The sequence below is a fragment of the Sphingomonas sp. KR3-1 genome (assembly GCF_040049295.1).
Classification (GTDB): Bacteria; Pseudomonadota; Alphaproteobacteria; order Sphingomonadales; family Sphingomonadaceae; genus Sphingomonas.
Genome location: NZ_JBDZDQ010000001.1, coordinates 2,391,557 through 2,413,531, shown reverse-complemented (window position 1 = coordinate 2,413,531; position 21,975 = coordinate 2,391,557). Strand labels below are relative to the sequence as shown.

18 protein-coding genes are annotated in these 21,975 nt (G+C 66.9%); 8 read left to right on the top strand and 10 right to left on the bottom strand.

Annotated features, from left to right (window positions below; genetic code table 11):
• Nucleotides 1-40: 40 nt before the first annotated feature.
• The gene (locus ABLE38_RS11905; RefSeq protein WP_348974353.1) at nucleotides 41-1,450 is read left to right on the top strand and encodes a transglutaminase-like domain-containing protein; all 1,410 of its coding nucleotides are present in this window, start codon (nucleotides 41-43) and stop codon (nucleotides 1,448-1,450) included.
• Here the strand turns inward: ABLE38_RS11905 and ABLE38_RS11900 are convergent.
• Nucleotides 1,428-1,880 carry a hypothetical protein gene (locus ABLE38_RS11900; RefSeq protein ID WP_348974352.1) on the bottom strand — a complete coding sequence of 151 codons (453 nt, stop codon included), beginning with the start codon at nucleotides 1,878-1,880 and terminating at the stop codon, nucleotides 1,428-1,430. The two genes, ABLE38_RS11905 and ABLE38_RS11900, sit on opposite strands and share 23 nt — an antisense overlap.
• A gap of 44 nt (nucleotides 1,881-1,924) precedes the next feature.
• On the bottom strand, nucleotides 1,925-3,187 hold the full coding sequence (locus ABLE38_RS11895) for a divalent metal cation transporter (protein WP_348974351.1): 1,263 nt from the start codon (nucleotides 3,185-3,187) through the stop codon (nucleotides 1,925-1,927).
• A 188-nt stretch (nucleotides 3,188-3,375) separates the two neighbouring features.
• Here ABLE38_RS11895 and ABLE38_RS11890 point away from each other — a divergent pair, with 188 nt between their 5' ends.
• Complete coding sequence (locus ABLE38_RS11890; protein WP_348974350.1) at nucleotides 3,376-3,675, top strand: hypothetical protein; 300 nt, start codon at nucleotides 3,376-3,378, stop codon at nucleotides 3,673-3,675.
• 21 nt (nucleotides 3,676-3,696) lie between these two features.
• On the opposite strand, the gene metH is transcribed toward ABLE38_RS11890, so the two are convergent.
• The 4 genes from metH to ABLE38_RS11870 form a co-directional block, all read right to left on the bottom strand.
• Entirely contained in the window at nucleotides 3,697-6,297 is a 2,601-nt protein-coding gene (metH, locus tag ABLE38_RS11885; RefSeq protein WP_348974349.1) for a methionine synthase, read from the bottom strand.
• A 136-nt stretch (nucleotides 6,298-6,433) separates the two neighbouring features.
• Complete coding sequence (locus ABLE38_RS11880) at nucleotides 6,434-7,480, bottom strand: homocysteine S-methyltransferase family protein (RefSeq protein WP_348974348.1); 1,047 nt, start codon at nucleotides 7,478-7,480, stop codon at nucleotides 6,434-6,436.
• A gap of 151 nt (nucleotides 7,481-7,631) precedes the next feature.
• Nucleotides 7,632-8,534: a methylenetetrahydrofolate reductase gene (gene metF, locus ABLE38_RS11875; protein ID WP_348974347.1), complete on the bottom strand. Its 903-nt coding sequence runs from the start codon at nucleotides 8,532-8,534 to the stop codon at nucleotides 7,632-7,634.
• Nucleotides 8,531-9,484 (bottom strand): metalloregulator ArsR/SmtB family transcription factor, encoded by a 954-nt coding sequence (locus tag ABLE38_RS11870; protein ID WP_348974346.1) that lies wholly within the window; start codon nucleotides 9,482-9,484, stop codon nucleotides 8,531-8,533. Before ABLE38_RS11870 ends, metF begins: the two co-directional genes overlap by 4 nt.
• A 119-nt stretch (nucleotides 9,485-9,603) precedes the next feature.
• Here ABLE38_RS11870 and ABLE38_RS11865 point away from each other — a divergent pair, with 119 nt between their 5' ends.
• The 3 genes from ABLE38_RS11865 to ABLE38_RS11855 are packed head-to-tail and all read left to right on the top strand — an operon-like array spanning nucleotide 9,604 to nucleotide 10,960.
• Nucleotides 9,604-9,858: a hypothetical protein gene (locus tag ABLE38_RS11865; protein ID WP_180147228.1), complete on the top strand. Its 255-nt coding sequence runs from the start codon at nucleotides 9,604-9,606 to the stop codon at nucleotides 9,856-9,858.
• A complete protein-coding gene (locus tag ABLE38_RS11860) occupies nucleotides 9,858-10,016 on the top strand; it encodes a hypothetical protein (RefSeq protein ID WP_348974345.1) in 159 nt (52 codons plus the stop codon). The genes ABLE38_RS11865 and ABLE38_RS11860 overlap by 1 nt, the downstream gene beginning before the upstream one ends.
• Nucleotides 10,013-10,960 carry an aldo/keto reductase gene (locus ABLE38_RS11855; protein ID WP_348974344.1) on the top strand — a complete coding sequence of 316 codons (948 nt, stop codon included), beginning with the start codon at nucleotides 10,013-10,015 and terminating at the stop codon, nucleotides 10,958-10,960. Before ABLE38_RS11860 ends, ABLE38_RS11855 begins: the two co-directional genes overlap by 4 nt.
• A gap of 10 nt (nucleotides 10,961-10,970) precedes the next feature.
• Here ABLE38_RS11855 and ABLE38_RS11850 read toward each other — a convergent pair whose 3' ends face one another.
• From ABLE38_RS11850 to ABLE38_RS11840, 3 genes are all read right to left on the bottom strand, one after another.
• On the bottom strand, nucleotides 10,971-11,798 hold the full coding sequence (locus tag ABLE38_RS11850) for a hypothetical protein (protein WP_348974343.1): 828 nt from the start codon (nucleotides 11,796-11,798) through the stop codon (nucleotides 10,971-10,973).
• Nucleotides 11,799-11,924: 126 nt separating this feature from the next.
• Nucleotides 11,925-13,064 carry a serine hydrolase domain-containing protein gene (locus tag ABLE38_RS11845; protein WP_348974342.1) on the bottom strand — a complete coding sequence of 380 codons (1,140 nt, stop codon included), beginning with the start codon at nucleotides 13,062-13,064 and terminating at the stop codon, nucleotides 11,925-11,927.
• A gap of 90 nt (nucleotides 13,065-13,154) precedes the next feature.
• Nucleotides 13,155-13,562, bottom strand: a complete 408-nt coding sequence (locus ABLE38_RS11840) for a GFA family protein (protein WP_348974341.1) — start codon at nucleotides 13,560-13,562, stop codon at nucleotides 13,155-13,157.
• A 179-nt stretch (nucleotides 13,563-13,741) separates the two neighbouring features.
• Between ABLE38_RS11840 and ABLE38_RS11835 the strand changes: the two genes are divergently transcribed.
• The 3 genes from ABLE38_RS11835 to ABLE38_RS11825 all read left to right on the top strand — a co-directional run bounded on the left by ABLE38_RS11835 (nucleotide 13,742) and on the right by ABLE38_RS11825 (nucleotide 20,293).
• Nucleotides 13,742-14,428 carry a YafY family protein gene (locus ABLE38_RS11835; protein WP_348974340.1) on the top strand — a complete coding sequence of 229 codons (687 nt, stop codon included), beginning with the start codon at nucleotides 13,742-13,744 and terminating at the stop codon, nucleotides 14,426-14,428.
• A gap of 112 nt (nucleotides 14,429-14,540) precedes the next feature.
• The gene (locus tag ABLE38_RS11830) at nucleotides 14,541-16,943 is read left to right on the top strand and encodes a TonB-dependent receptor (protein ID WP_348974339.1); all 2,403 of its coding nucleotides are present in this window, start codon (nucleotides 14,541-14,543) and stop codon (nucleotides 16,941-16,943) included.
• A 368-nt stretch (nucleotides 16,944-17,311) separates the two neighbouring features.
• On the top strand, nucleotides 17,312-20,293 hold the full coding sequence (locus ABLE38_RS11825; protein WP_348974338.1) for a TonB-dependent receptor: 2,982 nt from the start codon (nucleotides 17,312-17,314) through the stop codon (nucleotides 20,291-20,293).
• 69 nt (nucleotides 20,294-20,362) lie between these two features.
• On the opposite strand, the gene ABLE38_RS11820 is transcribed toward ABLE38_RS11825, so the two are convergent.
• Nucleotides 20,363-21,916 carry a hypothetical protein gene (locus ABLE38_RS11820; protein ID WP_348974337.1) on the bottom strand — a complete coding sequence of 518 codons (1,554 nt, stop codon included), beginning with the start codon at nucleotides 21,914-21,916 and terminating at the stop codon, nucleotides 20,363-20,365.
• Nucleotides 21,917-21,975: the final 59 nt, after the last annotated feature.

Sequence of the window (21,975 nt, the reverse complement as noted above, 5' to 3'; positions counted from 1 at the left end):
GCGGCTTGGGGATGGGCGGCAAGGCCGCTACGCTGGTCCCATGCACCGCCTGCTGCCCTTGCTGCTGCTCCTCGGCGCCGCGCCCGCGCCGGAGACGCGCTGGTTCGTCATCCTCGCCGGCAATGGCGATCGGATCGGCCATGCCGAGCAGACCAGCATCATGACCGCGCAGGGCCGCGAGACGCGCGCATCGCAGGAAATCTGGCTGCGCCAGGACGGCGCGCCGCTGCGCAAGATCGTCGAGACCAGCTCGACCCGGTACGATCCCGCCGGCCGCCTGGTCTCGGCCGAGGGCGAATCGCGCAGCGGCAACAGCGCACCCGTGCGCTTCACGCTGCGCATCGGCCCCGCCGGCGCGGACATCGCCCGGACCAGCGCCGGCCATGTCGAGCAGCGCACGATACCGCTTCCCGCCGGCATCCGCTTCGACAGCGGCACCGGGCTGCTCCCCGGCTGGAAGCCCGGCGTCACACCGCGGCTCGAGTTCGACAATCTGAACTTCGATGCGGGCGAGATCGAGCATGTCGTCATCGATGCGGTGCCCGGTGCGCCCGGCCAGGCGCTGCGCCGCCGCTATGAGAAGGGCCAGCTCCGCGCGGTCGCCCGGCTGACGCTCGATCCCGCCGGCGGCATCGACGCGCTGGTCCAGCCGATGTTCGGCACCGCGATCACCATCCGCCCGGCGCCGCGTGACGAGGCGCTCGCCCCGCTCATCGCCTATCGCCCGCTCAGCAGCGCGATGGTCAAGGCGCCGTTCCGCATCCCGGCCGCGGCGATGCAGGGGCATATCCGCTATCGCTTCGGCTTCCGCGACGGCATCGCCTTCGATCCGCCCGCCACCCCCGAACAGCGCGTCACTCGCACCGGCGACGGCGCGACGCTCGACATCTGCCTCGGCTGCGGCAGCGACCTGGCCAGCGATCCCGCCACGCTCGCCGACGCGCTCAGGCCGACGCGCTGGCTGCAGAGCGACGACCGCCGCATCCGCGCCGAAGTCGCCTCGATCGCGCGGATGAAGGTGAGCGACACGCGCAAGATGGAGCTGCTCACCCAGCGCGCGATGGCGGTGATCACCACCGCCGATTTCGCCGGCCACCACTCCGCGCTCGAAACGCTGCAAAGCCGCCGCGGCGACTGCACCGAAGCCGCCGCGCTGCTCGCCGCCTATGGCCGCGCCGCCGGCATCCCCACCCGCGTCGCCAATGGCCTGGCCTATTCGCGCGAGGCCTATCACGGCGTCAGCAACGTCTTCATGCCGCACAGCTGGGTGCTCGCCTATGTCGACGGGCATTGGCGCAGCTTCGATTCAGCGCTGGGCGCGTTCGATGCCACGCATATTGCGCTCACGCTGGGCGATGGCGATGCCCGCGCCGTCGCCGCGGCGAGTCAGCTCGCCAGCCTGGTCGCCTGGCAGGAAATGGCCGAGATCAGGACCCGGCCGGGCGGCTGACCGGCTTGGCGGCCGTCTCATAAACCACCGGCAGCTCGGGAAGCTTCGCGTCCTCGGCATTCTCGACGAAGGTCACCTGCTTCGGATCCTTGATCCCGCCGACGACGATATAGTCGATATCGCCTTCGTCGACCGGGATCGTGTTCGCCGCCGCCACTTCGGCTGGCTGCACCGCCGGCACGTCCTGCGCCGCCGCGGCGGGCGCATAGGCGGCCGCGGCCAGCGCCGCCGCGGCGAGCATCGGCTTCACCGGGATCCGATAGGAGACGCATACCTCGGTCTCGCACGCGCTCAGGAACGCCTTGCGCTCCGCGCCGTCCATCGCGGTCAGGTCGAACACGGTGCGTTGGCAGTGCCGGCAGAAATCGCCGTCCATCACCGCGGCGAGCTGGTTCCTGTACGGGCACGGGCTCTGGATCTTGGGAAACATCGCAGCCTCTCCTCAGACTTGCGCAGCCTATCACGGCATCGCCACTACTGCCAAACCAGCATCGCCACGGCCGCCGCGCCCATCACCAAGGTTGCCGCCCAGCCGAACAGGAGCAGGGCACCCTTCACCTGGAACTCGCCCATGATCGCCTTGCGCGTGGCGATGATCATCATCGCCGCCATGATCGGCACCGCGGCAAAGCCGTTGACCACCGCGCTCCAGAACAGCGCCTGGATCGGCGGGATGCCCGACCAGTCGAGCGCGATGCCAAGCAACGTCGCCAGCGCGATCACGCCGTAGAAGCCCGGCGCGTCGCGCAGCCGGTTCTCCAGCCCGCAGGTCCAGCCGCGCGCGTTGCTCACGGCATAGGCCGCCGAACCCGCCAGCACCGGCACGGCGAGCAGCCCGGTGCCGATGATCCCGATCGCGAACAGCGCGAAGGCGAAATTGCCCGCCACCGGCTGCAAGGCCTTGGCGGCATCGGCGGCGGTGTCGATCTCGGTCACGCCCTGCTGGTGCAGCGTCGCGGCGGCGGCGATCATGATGGCCAGCGCGATGATATTGGAAAAGGCCATGCCGACAAAGGTGTCGATCCGCATCCGCTTCATCTCGACGGGCGCCTGTTCGGGGGCGTCGTTCAGCGGCTCGGCCTCGTCATTGTCCTCGATCTCCTCCACTTCCTGCGCGGTCTGCCAGAAGAAGAGATAGGGGCTGATCGTCGTGCCGAAGAGCGCCACGATCGTCGCGACCGCGCTGGCGCCGGCGATGTGCGGGACTACCAGCCCCACCCCAGCCGCGGCCCAGTCGACCTTCACCACCAGCACTACCGCGGCATAGGCGAGCAGCGAGAGCGTCAGCCATTTCAGCACGCGCGCATAGCGGTGATAGGAGACGAACACCTGCAGGATCAGGCTGAACAGCGCGAAGAAGATCGTGAACACATGGCCGCCGCCGCCGACAACCATCTGCGCGGCGTCGCCCATCGCGGCGATGTCCGCGCCGATGTTGATCGTGTTGGCGATGAACAGGATCGCGACCAGCGCGGTCAGCAGCCAGCTCGGCATGATCTGGCGCATGTTGTGGGCGAGCCCCTGCCCGGTCACCCGGCCGATATGCGCGCTGACCAGCTGCACCGCCGACATCAGCGGGTAGCAGAGCAGCATCGTCCACATCAGCCCATAGCCGAACTGCGCGCCGGCCTGCGAGTAGGTCGCGATGCCGCTGGGATCGTCGTCCGCCGCGCCGGTGATCAGCCCTGGCCCAAGCTGCTTTGCGACCGAGGTTTTTTCCGTGCGGCTATCGGTCATGCAGGCTCCGGCGATCGTGACGAACGCTCAACGTTACTCGATCGCGGACGATCCGTGACCTACCCAGATCAGTAGTTTGGTCGTTCCAGCCCCGATATGGTCCCAATCGCGATTGAAACCGTGCGGACAAAGCCGGAGCTTCCCCCGACTCGCCTCAGGAGAGGCGAGTCGCACAGGGGGGAATGCACATGGCTGACAATCCGAGCTATCCGATCGGCACCTGCACCACGAGCTGGTTCGACAGCTCCCACGCGCTGCACATCCGCGTCTATTCGAGCGATGGCTATACCATCACCGAGCAATGCGACGACGGCAATGGCTGGACCACCGGCGCGACCTTCTCGGGCGCGCAGGCCTCGGTCACCACCTGGGCGGATTCCGCCGGCCAGCACATCCGCCTCTATGTGACCGGGAGCAACCTCACGACGGAATATTGCTACGATCCGGGCACCTCCGGCTGGACCAAGGGCCAGTACGTCCAGCCCTGAACCGCAGGCTGCGGCCGGCCCTCAATCGAGGTTCGGCCGCAGGTAGCGCGTCGCGAGGTCGATCGGGATCCCGCGCCGCCCCGCATAATCCGCGAGCTGGTCCTGCCCGATCCGCGCCACGCCGAAATACTCGGCCTGCGGGTGCCCGAAATAGAAGCCGCTCACCGCCGCCGTCGGCAGCATCGCGAAGCTCTCGGTCAGCGAGATGCCGGTGCGGTGATGCGCGTCGAGCATCTTGAACAGGATCGGCTTGAGGCTGTGCTCGGGGCAGGCCGGATAGCCCGGCGCCGGACGGATGCCGCGATATTGCTCGCGGATCAGCGCGTCATTGTCGAGCTGCTCGCCCTCGGCATAGCCCCAGAGCGAGGTGCGGACGAACAAATGCAGCCGCTCGGCAAAGGCCTCGGCGAGGCGATCGGCCAGCGCCTTCAGGAGGATGTCGCTATAGTCGTCGATCGCATTCTTGAAGCGCGCCAGGTGCGGCTCGATGCCGTGGATGCCGACGGCGAAGCCGCCGATCCAGTCGCCCTGCGTATCGATGAAGTCGGCCAGGCACATGTTCGCCCGGCCTTCCCGCTTCGCGATCTGCTGGCGCAGCATCGGCAGCGTGACATGCGCCTCGTCCTCGACATGGACGATGATGTCGTCGCCCTGGCGGCGGCACGGCCATAGCCCGGCCACGCCGCGCGCGGTCAGCCACTTCTCGTCGATGAGCTTGTCGAGCATCGCCTGCGCATCGGCGAACAGCGACGAGGCGCTCTCGCCGACCACGTCGTCGGTCAGGATCGCCGGATAATTGCCCGCCAGCTCCCAGGCGCGGAAGAACGGCGTCCAGTCGATATACTGGCGCAGGTCCTTCAGATCCCAGTCGAGGAACTCGTGGACGCCCGGCATGCGCGGCTTGCCCGGCTTGAGGCGCATGTCCGCCTCGAACGCATTGTCGCGCGCCTTGTCGAGCGGCAGCAATTCGCTCTGCCCGCGCCCGGCGCGCGCCTGGCGGACCTGCTCATATTCCTCGGCGACCTTGGCGACATAATCGTCGCGCTGCGTGTCCGAGACCAAGGCCGTCGCCACGCCTACCGCACGCGATGCGTCGAGCACGTGCACCACCGGCCCCTTGTACATCGGCTCGATCTTGAGCGCGGTATGGACCCGGCTGGTGGTCGCGCCGCCGATCAGCAGCGGCATCGTCATCTGCGAGCGCTGCATCTCCTCGGCAACCGTCACCATCTCGTCGAGGCTCGGCGTGATCAGCCCCGAAAGCCCGATCATGTCCGCATCATTCTCGTTCGCGGCCTCGAGGATTTTCGACCAGGGCACCATCACGCCCAGATCGACCACGTCGAAGCCGTTGCACTGCAGGACCACGCCGACGATGTTCTTGCCGATATCGTGGACGTCGCCCTTCACGGTGGCCATCACCACCTTGCCCTTGCCCTTGGCACCCGGCTCCTTCGCCGCCTCGATGAAGGGCAGCAGGTGCGCCACCGCCTTCTTCATCACGCGCGCCGACTTCACCACCTGCGGCAGGAACATCTTGCCCGAACCGAACAGGTCGCCGACCACGTTCATGCCGTCCATCAGCGGGCCCTCGATCACTTCGATCGGCCGCGCGAACGCCTGGCGGCACTCCTCGGTATCCTCGACGACGAACTGGTCGATGCCCTTGACCAGCGCATGCTCGAGCCGCTTGGCGACCGGCCAGCCGCGCCATTCGGCGGCCTGCTTCTCGGCCACCGCATCGGTGCCACGGAACTTCTCGGCAAGTGCGACCAGCCGCTCGCCCGCCTCGGGATCGGTGTTGAGGATCACATCCTCGCAGGCGGTGCGCAGCTCGGGCTCGATCTGGTCGTAGACGTCGAGCTGGCCGGCATTGACGATCGCCATGTCCATGCCCGCGGGGATCGCGTGGTAGAGGAACACCGAGTGCATCGCCTTGCGCACCGGCTCGTTGCCGCGGAACGAGAAGCTCAGGTTCGAGAGGCCGCCCGAGATGTGGCAATGCGGGCAGCGCGCCTTGATCTCCTTGCACGCCTCGATGAAGTCGACGCCGTAATTGTTGTGCTCCTCGATGCCCGTCGCCACCGCGAACACGTTGGGATCGAAGATGATGTCCTCGGGCGGGAAGCCGATGCCGACGAGCAGGTCATAGGCGCGCGCGCAAATCTCGACCTTGCGCTCCTTGGTGTCGGCCTGGCCGACCTCGTCGAACGCCATCACCACCACGGCGGCGCCGTACGCCATGCACTTGCGCGCATGCTCGAGGAACTGGTCGACGCCTTCCTTCATGCTGATCGAATTGACGATCGGCTTGCCCGAGACGCACTTCAGCCCCGCCTCGATCACGTCCCATTTCGAGCTGTCGACCATCACCGGGATCCGCGCGATGTCGGGCTCGGCCTGGATCAGCTTGAGGAAGGTGGTCATCGCCTCGTGCGCGTCGAGCAGGCCCTCGTCCATGTTGACGTCGAGCACCTGCGCGCCGGCCTCGACCTGCTGCAGCGCCACTTCGACCGCGGCGGCATAGTCGCCGTTCATGATCAGCTTCTTGAAGCGCGCCGATCCGGTGACGTTGGTGCGCTCGCCGATATTGACGAAGCCGGTGGAGGAGGCGGTAGTCATTTGTCTTCTTCTCTAAACTCCCTCTCCCCTCCGGGGAGAGGGTCGGGGAGAGGGGCAGTGTGTCTCAGTCGCTACGTCGGGAGAGCGGCACAGTTCTGGCCCCTCACCCAACCCTCTCCCCGGAGGGGAGAGGGCTTTACGCCGCCATCGTGAACGGCTCGAGCCCGGCCAGCCGCGTGCGCACTTCCGGCACCGGGATCGGCCGCGCCGGCAAGCCCGCCACCGCGTCCGCGATCGCCTTGATGTGCGCCGGGGTCGAGCCGCAGCAGCCGCCGAGCACATTGACCTGGCCGGCATCGGCCCATTCCTTGACCAGCCCGGCGGTCGTCGCCGGCAGCTCGTCATAGGCGCCGAGCTCGTTGGGCAGGCCGGCATTGGGATAGACCATGATCAGCGTGTCGCAGATGCCGCTCAGCGTCTTCACATGCGGGCGCAGCTGCTCGGCGCCGAACGAGCAGTTGAGCCCGATCGTCACCGGCCGGGCATGGCGCACCGCGTGCCAGAAGGCCTCGACGGTATGCCCCGAAAGATTGCGGCCGGACAAGTCGGTCAGCGTCATCGACAGCATGATCGGCAGGTCGCGGCCGAGGTCGTTGCCCGCCTCGATCGCCGCCATGATCCCCGCCTTGGCGTTGAGCGTGTCGAACACCGTCTCGATCAGCACGAAATCGATCCCGCCCTCGACCAGCGCGTCGATCTGCTCGCGGTACACGTCCTTGAGATAGTCGAAGTCGATCTCGCGATAGCCGGGATCGTTGACGTCGGGGCTCAGCGACAGCGTCTTGTTGGTCGGCCCCAGCGCGCCGGCGACGAAGCGCGGCCGGCCATCCCTGGCCTCGAACTCGTCGGCGATCGACCGCGCCAGCTTGGCGCTCTCGACATTGATCTCGCGCACCAGATGCTCGGCGCCGTAATCGGCCTGGCTGATGCGGTTGGCCGAGAAGGTGTTGGTCTCGGCAATGTCCGCCCCCGCCTCGAAATAGGCACGGTGGATGCTCGCCGGCACCTCGGGCTTGGTCAGCGCGAGGATGTCGTTGTTGCCCTTCTGGTCGTGCGAAAGGCCGAGGTCGCCGGCATAGGCAGCCTCGTCGAGCTTCCAGTTCTGGATCTCGGTGCCGAACGCGCCGTCGGTGATCAGGATGCGCTTGGCAGCCTCGGCCAGCAGTTTCTCGCGTGGTGTCATCGTACTTCCTTGATCCTCCCCGGAACGGGGAGGGGGACCATGCGAAGCATGGTGGAGGGGGCCCTCCTCTTGGCTTTCCGCTGGTGGAGGGCCCCCTCCACCACGCCGCTTCGCGTCGCGGTCCCCCTCCCCGTTCCGGGGAGGATCGAAATCAGGCCGTCACCTTCGGCCGAACGCCCAGCAGATGGCAGATCGCGTAGCTCAGCTCGGCGCGGTTGAGCGTGTAGAAGTGGAACTGCCGCACGCCGCCGGCATAGAGCTTGCGCGAAAGCTCCGCCGCCAGCGTCGCCGCGACCAGCTGGCGCGCGGCCGGGCGCTCGTCGAGCCCCTCGAACAGCCGCTCCATCCAGCCGGGCACGTCCGTCCCGCACATCTTAGACATCTTCACCACGCTGGCGAAGCTCATCACCGGCATGATCCCGGGCACGATCTCGGCGGTGATCCCGGCCTTGGCGGCATCGTCGCGAAAGCGGAAGAAGGTCTCCGCCTCGAAGAAGAACTGGGTGATCGCGCGCGTCGCGCCGGCATCGATCTTGCGCTTGAGATTGTCGAGATCGGCCATCTGGTCCGGCGAATCCGGATGGCATTCGGGATAGGCCGCGACCGAGATCTCGAAGGGGTGGAGCTTCCTCAGCCCCGCCACCAGGTCCGCGGCATTCTCATAGCCGCCCGGATGCGTGCTGTACTTCTCGCCCGCGCGCGGCGGATCGCCGCGCAGCGCCACGATGTGGCGCACGCCCGCGTCCCAATAGTCGCGCGCGACCTGGTCGATCTCGTCCTTGGTCGCCTCGACGCAGGTGAGGTGCGCCGCCGCCGGGATGCGCGTCTCGCGCGCGATCCGCGCCACCGTGTTGTGGGTGCGCTCGCGGGTGGTGCCACCGGCGCCATAGGTGACCGAGACGAAGCGCGGATCGAGCGGGCTGAGCGTCTCGATCGACTCCCACAGCGTCTCCTCCATCTTCTCCGTCTTGGGCGGGAAGAACTCGAAGCTCACGTCGATATCGCCCGCCACGTCCGCGAAGAGCGGCGCCGCCAGCGGGTCAAGAATAGTCATGCGGCCTTCACCTTCTGTATCCCCTGGCCGGTCTTGCGGCCGAGCCATAATTTCACCGTCAACTCGCCGCCCTCCAGCGTCTCCACCTGGACGGGCGCGAGCCCATGCGCCTCGAACCAGCCGAGCACCTGCTCGTCGGAGAAGCCGAGGCGCGTATGCGCGTCCTTCTGCCGAAGCTCCTCGCGCTCGTGCGGCGCGAAGTCGGCGATCAGCAGCCGCCCGCCATCGCCGAGCACCCGCGTCGCCTCGCCGATCGCCGCGCCGGGCTGCTGCGCGAAGTGGAGCACATGGTGCAGGATCGCCAGGTCCGCCCCGCCATCCTGCAGCGGCAGCGCATAGAGGTCCGCCTGGCGCAGCTCGGCATTGGCCAGCCCCTGCTCCGAAAGCTTGGCGCGGGCAAGCCGCAGCATCTCGCTCGACCGGTCGATGCCCAGCGCCCGCTCGGCATGCGGCGCGAACAGCTCGAGCATCCGCCCGGTGCCGGTGCCGATATCGACCAGGCAGCCCACGCGCGCATCGCCCAGCACCCGCGACATCGCCGCCTCGACTTCGCTCTCCGCAACATGGAGCGACCGGATCGCATCCCATTCGCCGGCATTGCTCTCGAACCAGTCCGCCGCCGCGCTCGCCCGGTCGGCGCGCACCGCCGCCAGCCGCGCCTGGTCGGCGATCATCCAGTGATCCGCCTCGTCCCAGGCATCGAGCGCGCCGAGCATCGGGTCCACCGTCGCCGGCGCGCCAAGCCCGACGAACACCCAGCTGCCTTCCTTGCGCCGCTCGAGCAGCCCGGCGTCGCACAGGATCTTCACATGGCGGCTGACGCGCGGCTGGCTCTGCCCGAGCACCTGCGCCAGCTCGCCCACGCTCAGCTCCATCGAGCGGACGAGCGCAAGGATGCGTAGCCGCGTCGAATCGGCAAGGGCACGAAAGATGGCGAGGGCCTGCTGCATACGGAATATAGATATAAAGATATCTTTATATGAGGTCAACGGAGCGCATGCGCCTTGCGCGCGAGTCGGTGCCCGGTTAGCCCTGCCCGCGAGCACTCCAAGGCAAAAGGGACGCAGCCATGCGCAAGATCTTCCTCCCGCTCGCGGCGGTCGCGCTGCTCGGCCTCTCGGCCTGCGGCAACAAGGCGAAGAACGAAGCGGCCGAAGCCAATGAATCGGTCGCGGGCGACAGCAACACGATGGGCGAGGCAGTCAGCGACGTGAATGCCGCCGAGAATGCCGCCTTCGGTGCCGCCGAAAGCAATTACGACCAGGCCGTGCCGGTGGGCAATGCCGCCGCCGATCAGGGCTCGGGCGACGGGGACACCGATTGATGCGCGCCGCGCCGCTCCTCCTGCTGCTCGCGCTCGCCGCCTGCGGGCGGGGCGGCACCGATGACACCAAGGGCGGGCTGAGCGCCAGCGAATCCCGCCAGCTCGATGCGGCCGCTGCCGCGATCGACGTCAATGCCAGCAACGGGACCGACCAATGACTCTTCGCGACCTCGGCACCAGCGGCATCCAGACGCCGCCCCTGATCCTCGGCGGCAACGTCTTCGGCTGGACCGCGGACAAGGCGACCAGCTTCGCCGTGCTCGACGCGTTCGCCGCGGCCGGCGGCACGCTGATCGACACTGCCGATGTCTATTCGGCCTGGGTCCCCGGCCACCAGGGCGGCGAGTCCGAGGCGATCATCGGCGAATGGCTCCAGCAGTCGGGCAAGCGCGGCCAGGTCAAGATCGCCACCAAGGTCGGCATGCTCGATGGCGAGGGCGGCACCAAGCTCGCCCCCGCGCGCATCGCCGCCGCCTGCGATGCCAGCCTCAAGCGCCTCGGCGTCGAGACGATCGATCTCTATTTCGCCCACCAGGACGATGAGGACGTGCCGCAGGAAGACGTCCTCGCGGCGTTCGATGCGCTGATCAAGGCCGGCAAGGTCCAGGCGATCGGCGCCTCCAACTTCCACGCGCTGCGGCTCAAGTCCGCGCTCGACATCGCCACGCGCGAGGGCCTGCCCCATTTCCGCGCGCTCCAGAACGAATATCACCTGCTCAGCCGCCACAAATATGAAGGCGAGCTCCAGGACCTCTGCGTCGAGTATAATATCGGCTGCGTGCCCTTCTACGGACTCGCCTCGGGCTATCTGACGGGCAAGTACCGCTCGGAAGCGGACCTCGGAAAGAGCGTTCGCGGCGGCCGGATGACGGCGTTCATGGAGGGCAAGGGCCCGGCGATGCTCGTCGCAATGGACCAGGTCGCCGAGGAGACCGGCGCTACGCTCGCCCAGATCGCGCTTGCATGGCTGGCGGCGCAGCCGGGCGTGACCGCACCGATCGCCAGCGCGACCAGCGTCGTGCAAGTCGAGGAGCTGGTCGGCAGCTGGAACGTGGCGCTCAGCCCCGCCCAGCTCGAGACGCTCACCAACGCCGGGGCCTGACCTCCGGCAGCTAGGCCGGCTGGAACTCGAACCGCGTCACGGTCACCGATTGCGGCCCGCCGGGCGCCTCACCGTGCATCAGCCACAGGTTGAGGTGCAGGCGCTCGCAGCTGCTGTCGGTGTGATCGGGGATCAGCGGCGCGAAGCTCGGGTCCAGCGCCGGATACCATTTCGCGATCAGCTTTTCTTCGGGCGGCGGATTTTCGAGCGACCAGTCGCCGGCGTAACACGAATAGTCCGCGATGATCTTGAAGCCCGGATCGACATACCAGTTGTTGATGATCGTGATGACCTCAGTCCCGGGCGGCATCTGGAAGAAATGCACCGGCGGTGGGACGACCGAGTCATAGGGCTGCAGCGTGAATTGCGCGTTGCCCCCGCCGCTGCGCAGCACTTCCAGGAAGTCGATCTCGCGGTGGATGTTCGGCCCGTTGCTCGGCGGCGCCTCGGAATATTGGTAGAGGAACGCCCCGAAGATCGCATGGGGATCGAGGTCCGAGAAGGATCCGCCATCGGCGCGCGCGGTGACGAGGTATTTGCCGTAGCCGAGCTTGTCCATCAGCACGACTTCAGAGGTCCGCCACGCCTGGCTCGGGTCCTGGTTGGGCTGGATCTGCAGCCGGATCCCGTCAGGGCCATGCTCGACTAGCGTCGGGTCGAAGATCGACTTGAACGGCTCCCAGACATAGGTGCCCTGCGCCTGCGTCCAGTGATAGTTGATCCACCATTGCCGGCCGGCAAAGGTGATGAACGGATCGCCATTGGGACAATAAGGCGTCGCGTTCGGATTGTTGGTGTTCGGCGGCTGGAAGTATGAATCGTCGTCATAGCCAGACATAACGTCCCTCCACCTGCAATGAAGCTGGAACCCCCGGATTCGGGACTCGAATACTTCATGGCATCGGCCGCTGGCTATCGGAGTTTCCACCGAAATGATCTTGCCAGCACTTTCGTGCCGGCGCGCCTAGTCCTTGAAGCCATATTCCCAGCGGTACGGCACGCCCGTTTCCCCCAGCGCCGCCTTCACCAGGCGGGGAAATGCCTTCTCGATCCGCACGTCATTGCCCAGGATCAGCACGCAGCGCTGCCCGCGCTCGAGGCACACCAGCGTGTTGCCCGTCACGTCGTTGTGCCCGCCCTTGAACCAGCCCGGCCCCTGCGGCCCGGTAAAGGCGATCACGCCCAGCGCCGCCTTGGCCGTGGTCCCCTCGCCCGGCCCGGCCGGATTGCCGAAGGTCGGGAACTGCGTCTTGCTGCGGATCGCCTGGGTGCCGCGCACATATTCGCCGCGCCATTTCGGCGGCAGGCCATAGCCGCGCACCATCGCCGCAGTCATCGCCGCGAGGTCGTGGATCGTCGTGTCCATCGATCCCGCCGCGCGCACCCGGCTGCGATCGTCATGCGGCTCGGGCTTGCCGGCCTCGTCCCAGCCGTCCGCCAGGTTGGTGCCGAAGCTGTCCTGCCAGATCAGGCTGGTCCGCGTCATGCCGAGCGGCTGGAAGAAGCGGCGCTGCAGCTCCTTCTCCACGCTCAGGCCCAGCCCCTGCTCCACCCCGAACTGGAGCAGCGAGATGCCCTCGCCCGAATAGGCGAAGTCGCTGCCCGGATCGAAGTGGAAGCGCAGCTTCTTGTCGGGCTCGAGGAAGGAGAAATTGGCAAAGCCGGTCGCGTGGTTGAGCACGTGGCGCGGCGTGATCTTCTGCCAGCGCGCATCGCCGGCAAGGTCGCCCCAATTCCCATAGGCATCGATATTGCCATAGTCGGGCAACGGCTTGGCGAGCATCCCCGCGATCGGCTTGTCGAGGTCGAGCTTCTTCTCGGAGGCTAGCTGCGTGACCAGATAGCCGAACACGGCCTTGGTCAGCGACGCGCCATACATGATCGTGTCGGCGGTGAGCGGGTCGCCCTTCTCGTTGCGCGCGCCATAGGTGCGTACCGAGACGACCTGCCCCTTGTCGATCAGCGCAACCGCGACGCCCTTCGCGCCGGTCTCGGCCATCGCCGCCTTGACCGCGGCATCGATGTCGCGCTCCTGCGCCACCGCCGGCGCCGCCATGCCCAGCGCCAGCAACCCTGCCAACCCGAATCGAACCGCCCGCCGCATGCGCCATCTCCCCGCTTTGCGAGCATCCTGCACGATCGCTTTGACAGGGCAATGAAAACCGGCCCCGAACAGGCGAGTATAGGGCGGCTCCTACAGGATCGCCTTCTCCGCCGGCTCCTGCCACCAGGCATCGTGCAGCCCGTCGGCATAGCGGACCGGCGCCGCCTCGAGCTCGGCGAGCGGCACGTCGTCCAGGCACATCAGCTGCACCGAGACGAAGGCGCCGCCGATCTGCTCGACATGGCCGTCGCCAAACGGCGCGATCCCGCAATAGACGCAGAAGCGGTGATGGCCCTGCCTGGTGCCGAACTGATAGTCGCCCAGCGCGTCCCGGCCCGAGAGCAGGCGGAACTGGTCGGGCTTGAGCAGCGCCCCCCAGTTGCGGTGCTTGCGGCAATAGGAGCAGTTGCACTTGCTCGTGCCCGCCGCGAGATCCACGTCCGCCTCGAACGTCACCGCGCCGCAATGGCAGCTGCCCTTGTAGGTCTTCGTCGTCATGTCCCGTTTCCCCTTGTCGGTTGCGGGGCTCGACCTACTGCCACGCTGCTGCCAGCATGGTGTCAGCAGCGTGGCACTATGATTGCGGTGCCGGCCCGCTCCCCCACCCGGCCTCCCAGCGGCAGTATCTTATGGGAGGCCGGGTGGGGGAGCGGGCTGGTGCCGCCAAGGAACGAAAAATGCGCAAGGCCGACCGCCTCTTCCAGATCGTCCAGATCCTTCGCCGCGCGAACCGCCCGGTCACCGCCGACGCGATCGCCGCCGAGCTCGAGACCTCGAAGCGCTCGGTCTATCGCGACATCGCCGCGCTGATCGGCCAGCGCGTGCCGATCCGCGGCGAGGCGGGGATCGGCTATGTCCTCGAAAGCGGGTTCGACCTGCCGCCGCTGATGCTCACCGCCGACGAGATCGATGCGGTTGCGCTCGGCGCCACCTGGGTGGCGGGCCATGCCGATGAGAGCCTTGCCCGCGCTGCGCAGGACCTACTCGCCAAGATCGCCGCGGTGCTGCCCGAGGAGATGCGCCCGTTCCTCGGCAACCCGGCGATGCGCGCGGTGCCGGTCTGGGATCGCCCGAAGGACGGCATCGACGCGGCCGAGCTGCGCGCCTGGATCCGCGCGGGCCGCAAGCTGCACCTCGACTATGCCGACGAACAGGGCCGCGCCACGCAGCGCACCGTCTGGCCGCTGATGATCGGCTATGCCGATGCCACGCGCGTCCTGCTCGCCTGGTGCGAGCTGCGCGGCGATTTCCGCACCTTCCGGCTCGACCGCATCACCGCAGCCGCGTTCCTCGATGCCGCTATCCCCGGCAGCCCCGCGCAGCTGCGCACGCGCTGGCTCAGCACGATCCTCACCCGCGAGTGAGGCTTTAGGGCAACGTCATCAAACCGTAGCCTTGCCGTAACGGTCCTGTCGCGATCCCACCCTAGCCGCGCCACTGGGAGCGGCCAGCCGGCCGTTGGGGAAGGGAAAACCAATGACCGATCTTTCGCGCCGCGGGCTGCGCCGCCATGCATTCGCCGTTCTGCTCGCCTCGGCCGCGCTGACGCCTGTCGCCGCCTATGCGCAGGACAGCACCGCCGTCGCCGCCGACGACAGCGACAACAGCGACGCCAGCAGCAACATCGTCGTCATCGGCAGCGGCCAGACCCGCTCGGTCTCGACTCTGGTCCCCGCCAATCTCGAGACGCTGCCGCCGGGCACCAGCGTGCAGAAGGCGCTCAACTTCCTGCCTGGCGTGATGGCGCAGTCGATCGACGCGCTCGGCGTCAACGAGCAGTCGCTCTCGCTCCAGGTCCGCGGCTTCAGCACCACGCACCTCGGCTACACGCTCGACGGCATGCCGCTCGGCGATGGCGCCTACAACAATTACAACGGCCTCACGATCAGCCGCGCGCTGATCTCCGAGAATCTCGGCCGCGCCGATCTCGCCACCGGCATCGCCGGCCTCGGCATCCCCTCGACCAGCAACCTGGGCGGCGCGCTCACCTATGTGTCGAGCGATCCGAAGAAGGATCTCGGCCTGTCGGTCAGCCAGACTGTCGGCAGCGAAGACAGCCTGCGCACCTTCGTCCGCCTCGACACCGGCGAGCATGGCGGCTTCTCGGCCTATGTCTCGGGCCAGTACAGCCAGCAGGACCTGTTCGTGAACCAGCCGGCCTGGAACAAGTCGACCGGCAAGCAGCTCAATGCCAAGGTCCAGTACAAGGCGGACGGCATCAAGATCACCGCCTTTGCCGACCTCTCGCGCACCAACCAGGCCGACGACGCCTATCTGTCGAAGGACATGCTGAACCGCCTCGGCTGGGATTGGGGCGGCTATGCGCCGAACTGGCAGCGCTATCTCGGCGTCGCCGCCTGCACGGTGACGACCACGCCGATCGCCTGCGCCGCGGCGCCTGCGCCGCAGAAGAATGCCGACGTGACCTTCACCAACGGCCAGATCCTGCGCAACGACAATCTGTTCTACCTGTCGGGCGATTTCGACCTGACCAAGTCGCTCAGCGTCCACACCCAGGTCTATCACCACAATGACAAGGGCGCCGGCAACAACTGGATCGCCGGCCTGTCCAACCAGGGCACGACCTCGACCGCGGACGACCTTCCCGTCCAGATCCGCGACACGCGCTACACGATCGACCGCACCGGCGTGGTCGGCAGCGTGCGCTGGGATGTCGGCTTCAACCGCTTCGAAGCGGGCCTGTGGGTCGAGCAGAACACCAGCAGCGCCGCGCGCTACATCTGGACGCACGTCACCGGCCCGTTCGATCTCGGCCAGTTCCTCGAGGGCCAGCCGGATACCGCCCAGTGGGTCCAGCAGACCAAGTGGAAGACGCAGCAATTCTACGTGCAGGACACGGTGAAGCTGTTCGACGACGCGCTGAGCATCGATTTCGGCTTCAAGAGCACCTATTCCAAGTCGAACGCCTATGCGCTGCGCGGCATCGCCAAGGCAGCGCCGCCGGCGACCACCCAGTTCGCCACCGGCGCGCTCACCGCCAAGGACAATTTCCTGCCGGAAGTCGGCATCCACTGGCAGGTCGCGCAGGGCCATGAGCTCTATGCGAGCTATGCCGAGAACATGGCCATGTATCAGGGTGGCTTCAAGCTCGGGCCGCAGTCGGTCACCCAGACGGTCTGGAACCAGCAGGGCGCGACATTGAAGCCCGAGACCTCGAAGAGCCTCGAGGGCGGCTATCGCTATGTCAGCGGCCCGCTCCAGGTCTCGCTGAGCGGCTATCACGTCAAGTTCGACCACCGCCTGCTGCAGTACAACCCGTGCCCGACCAACCAGCAGCAGAACCCCGGCTGCGGCAACAGCTTCCACAATGCCGGCAGCGTCACCAGCGACGGCGCCGAGCTCGGCATCCTCTGGAAGCCGACCTCGTGGCTGAACTGGTACAATTCGGCCTCGCTCAACAAGACCACCTATGACCAGAACCTGGTGTGGAGCCTGGGCACCACCACCGCGGTGCTGCCTACCGCGGGCAAGCAGCAGGTCGATACGCCCAAGACGATGCTCGCCAGCGTGCTCAGCGTGAAGCAGGCCGGTTTCTCGGCCTCGCTCCAGGGCAAGTATACCGGCCGCCGCTACTATACCTACACCAACGATCAGAGCTTCGCCCCGGTCACCACCTTCGACTTCGGCATGGGCTATGATTTCGGCACGCTCGGCTTCGTCAAGAACGCCAAGCTGTCGCTCAACGTCACCAACCTCACCAACAAGCGCTACGCCGCGAACTTCGACAACAGCGTGTTCGCGCCGAGCGACTCCGGCGTGGTCGCCAATGGCGATTCGAACGCAGTCGCCGGCGACGTGCTGGTGTTCCACGCCTCGGCCCCGCGCCAGGTGTTCGGCACGCTCAGCGTCGGTTTCTGAGGATCGGCACCGCCAACGTGAAGGGCCGGGGCGCAAGCTCCGGCCTTTTGCATTGGCGCACGAATCACCCGGAATCGGGCCCGCGCCGGATCGGTCCGAAACGTTTCCGATCGTTCACGCGCCGCAACAATTTTGCGCAGCATCCGCACAAATCGTAATGCGCCGCGACACGGCGCAACAAACGTTGCATTAATAATACAGCGCCCGTAAATTCTTGTTTCGATTGCGTTTCGCCGGATTTACAGCCGCCCAACCTCGCCGCACGCCTTGCGACAGGGCGCCGCCCAGCGTGACTTAGCACATGCAGCAGGCAGCGTTCGCAGACCCCCGGCCGACCGACCTGTCGGCCGGAAGAGCGAGGAAAAACAATGAACGGGACGCAACTTACTTTGCGTGCCAGCACCGCTTTGTCGGCGCTGGCACTGGCCTTCGCGACCGCGCCGCTGGCGCACGCGCAGACGACCAATTCGGATCAGGCCACGCCTGCCCCCACCGCCAGCGACGAGGGCGCCGGCGAGACGATCGTCGTCACCGGCTCGCTGATCCGCCGCGACAATTTCTCCTCGGCCGAGCCGCTCACCGTCATCACCCGTGACGAGATGACCGCCGCCGGCTTCAGCTCGGTCTCGGATGCGCTGCAGAGCGCCTCGGTCACCCAGGGCTCGTCGCAGATCAACAACTACTATGGCGGCTATGTCGTCGACGGCGGCACCGGCGTGAACACGGTCGGCCTGCGCGGCCTCGGCGCGACGCGCACGCTCGTCCTGCTCAACGGCCGCCGCCTGTCGCCCGCCGGCACGCGCGGCTCGGTCGGCTCGGTCGACCTGAACTCGATTCCCGATGCGATCGTGAAGCGCATCGAAGTGCTCAAGGCCGGCGCCTCGTCGATCTACGGCTCGGACGCAGTCGCGGGCGTGATCAACATCCTCACCGACGAAGACCTCAAGGGCATCGTGCTCGAGGCGCAGACCAACGTGCCCGGCATCGGCGACGGCACCGCCAACCGCCTCTCCGCCTCGTTCGGCGCGCATGGCGATCGCTGGCGGCTGATCGGCTCGGTCGACTATTACAACCGCAGCCGCATCACGCTGGGCGACAGCAAGCTCGGCAAGTGCCCGATCGGCGGCTATCTGAGCGGCGAAGGCACCGCGATGGGCTCGGGCGACTATATCGATCCCGCCACCGGCCAGCCCGGCTGCTGGACGCTCGACAATGGCGGCCTGACGATCAACACGCTCGGCGTCCCCACCCGCGCGGCCCAGGCAGCGCCCGGCGAGACCGCCGCGACCTTCAACCGCCTGCGTCCCAACGCGGCCGCGACCGGCGGCACGCCCGGCTATGAAGGCGTCGGCTATTATACCCGCACCACCTTCGATCCGGCGATGCTCGGCGAGGAAGTGGTCACCCCGCTCAGCACGCTCACCGGCTTCCTCACCGGCAGCTACGACCTGCACGCGCTCGGCGACGCGCAGATCTATGTCGAGGCGCTCGGCAACCGTCGCCAGTCGTCGAACCGCCTCTATCGCCAGCTGACGCTCGATTACGCCACCGGCAGCCCGCTGGTGCCGACGATCTTCCGCAACGGCGTCTACTCCGCCGCGACCGACATCTCGAACGGCCAGACCGTCGCGGCGCGCTCGTTCATCGGCTATGGCCTCACCGACAACAGCCAGGACGTCTACACCTATCGCGCCGCCGGCGGCCTGCGCGGCAATCTCGGCGTCGGCGACTGGCGCTACGACGCATACGGCTCCTATTCGTGGATGCGCGCGCGCTACGACACCGAGACCTTCCGCACCAGCAAGCTCGCCCAGTCGCTCAACGTCGTCCAGAACGCCGATGGCAGCTTCAGCTGCGTCGATCCGTCGAACGGCTGCGTCGCCGCCCCGGCGATCAACGCCGCCTCGATCGGCGGCAACCTCTCGCAGGCGTATCGCGACTTCATCACCGACGACGTGATCGGCCGCACGCATTTCGACGAGATCACCGGCTCGTTCAACGTCAACGGCTCGCTGTTCAAGCTGCCCGGCGGCAGCGCCAAGGCGGCGCTCGGCCTCGAATATCGCCATGACAGCCTGAACGACCAGCCGGGCGCAGCAAGCGCCGCGGGCGACATGTACAACCTCACCGCCGCCACCCCCACGGTCGGCACCGACGAGGTCTGGGAAGCCTATGGCGAGCTCTATCTGCCGGTCCTCGCCGACCTGCCGTTCATCAAGTCGCTGAGCTTTGACGGGTCGGGCCGCTACACCCATTACCGCTCCTATGGCGGCCAGTGGACCTACAAGGGCTCGGTCAACTACGAGCCGATCAAGAATGTCGGCTTCCGCGCCAGCTATGGCACGTCGTACCGCGCCCCGGCGCTGTTCGAGCAGTATCTCGGCGCGACCAGCGGCTTCTATTCGAGCTCCTATGATCCGTGCGACAATTACGCCGCGAGCTCGAGCGCGATCCTCAAGGCCAATTGCGCCGCGGCGGGCCTGCCGGCGAACTTCACCCAGACCAACGGCGTGACCGTGCTCACCGCGGGCGGCGCCTCGACCGGGCTCAAGGCCGAGACGTCGAAGAACTTCTCGGCCGGCGTGGTGGTGAACCCGACGCTGCCGTTCGGGCTCGGCAAGCTCTCGGCCTCGGTCGATTACTTCAACATCGAGGTCGACAACGAAGTCTCGCGCCTCGGCGCCGCCGCGCTGCTCGGCCTGTGCTACAATGCGGCGAACTACGATCCCAATGGCGGCTATTGCCGCTTCGTCGATCGCGATTCGAACAACGCCGTTACGGTGCTCGACAACTACATCAACATCTCGACCGACAAGCGGAAGGGCTGGGAGTTCAACCTGCGCTACCAGCACGAGCTGTTCGGCGGCGGGCTGACGCTCGACGGCATGGTGACCAAGTACACCGAGCAGTCCTCGCGCCTGTTCGCCGACGAGGCGCTGATCGATTCGAACGGCACGATCCTGTCGCCCGACTGGAGCGGGTCGTTCAACGCGAGCTACCGGATCCACGCCGTCACCCTGCACTATGGCCTCGACTGGATCGCCGGCTCGTCGAACAAGCGCGTCGCCACCTATCAGGCGACCGGCAGCGACGGCGTGGTCGACCAGGCGACGCTCACCACCTTGCTCGACAACTACTATCTCGGCACGCCGGACTATTTCCTGCACAATGCCTCGATCCAGTACGACATCGGCAAGTATGAGCTCACCGCCGGCGTGCGGAACCTGTTCGACACGGCCCCGCCGACGATCACCTCGGGCGTCTACAGCCTGACCGGCAACTCGCCGCTCTATTCGGGCTACGACTATACCGGCCGCACCTTCTACCTGAACGTCACCGCGCGCTTCTGATCGCGGGTTCAGGCCTGAAAATCGGGGGCGGGAGGCGCAGGTCTCCCGCCCCTTTTTCTTGGCACGCCCTCAGTCGGGGCCGCCGTGGATGGGATCGCGCCCCGGAACGTCGGGGCCGTGGGGAATATCGTGCGGCACGTCGGGCACGCCGCCGCCATGCGGCACCGGTTCCACCGGCACCGGATCGACCGTGCCGGGATGGTCGTGGTTGGGATCGGGCACACCCCCAGGCCGGTCGGACGGCGAGATCGGGTGCGGATCGGAACCGGTGCCCGACCCGGAACTCCCGTCGAGCCCCGACATCGAGGCACCCGGCGCGAGCATGCCCAGGCCGAGCGCGGCATCGGCATCGCTCGCGGCATCGATCGCCTCCGGGGTGACACCGGCGATGAACGCCTTGCCGTCTCGACAGTTCTGCGCCACCTCGGTGATCCGCGCGTCGGTCAGCAGGCCCACATTGATCGGCCCGCCAATGAGCAGGCGCTCCGAAGATCCATCCGCTTTTTCGTAGCGTATGGAGGTCAAGAGCTTCCTCTCAACGATCGTCTTGTCGGCCAGCGCCTTTGCCATGTCCGTCAGCGAGGTCGCGCACACCGCGCCCAACAGGCCGTCGAGCATGTCGAGCAGGCCCGATGCACGTGTGATGACCATATCGGCGAATCGGGCGGGGCGGCCCCCATCCTTCATCACCTCCCAGACCCCAGTCGGGGCCGGGGTCGCTATCGGGGCATCCGGATCCACAACGGAGCCGCCTTCCTCGGGTAAATTGTCGGCCGTGTGGCCGCTGTCATTCGAAATGATGCAACGATCGCGCAGCTCGGGAGACGCCGTATCGATCTCGCCGACGAGCGCGCCACGGCTTTGCATGACGATCAGATCGGCCCCGATCTGCCCGGGCTCGACACCGGGCTTCTTGGCATAGGCGCTATAGTCGAGGCAGATGACCGTATCGATACTGATCTGCACGCCCTGGCCCGTGGGGAAGAGCAACCGCATCGGCCCGGTATCGGGCGCGAATGCCGTACCGTCGGCGATGGTCTTGTTTCCGTCCGCGTCCAGCGTGTCGAACCCATCCTTGTCGGAAAACCTGCGCTTCCCATAAGCAAAGATCTTGCCCTTGTCGGCACTGCACGATGCGAATGCCGTGATCTGGATCACGTCCTTCCCATCACCATCAGGCAGGGTGAGCTTCACGGCATTGGGCGCAGTGAACATGATGTGCGTGGGCAGGTCCTTAAGTCGCCACGCCTGCTGCTGGTTGATCAGTTCGTCCGCCATCGCGGCGTGTACTTCCACGTCGAGCGGATGGGACGAATCGGCCTTGAACGTATCGCCGTCATTGTAGCCGTTGTTCCCGAACTCACCCACGCACGAGATGATCGTTTCGTTCGATGCCTGGGTATATCCGAAATTTTTCGCGACGGCCTGCACCGCGCTAAAATAGTCGCGCACGATCGCGCGCCCGGCGTCCACCGTTTCGGGCCGCAGCGTCGGTTTCAGGAAAACCGGGCGGATGATCGCCGTCTTCGTGCTGAACACCCCCTGGATCGATCCGGTCTGGAGGACATGGTTGACGATCGCCTGGGTGCCTTGCCGCAGCAAGAACGCGGGTTTTGTTGCCATGGAATGGAGCTCCAGCGCCTGGGGCGGGCATGAAAGGGCAGGGACGTGGGAAGCGCGCG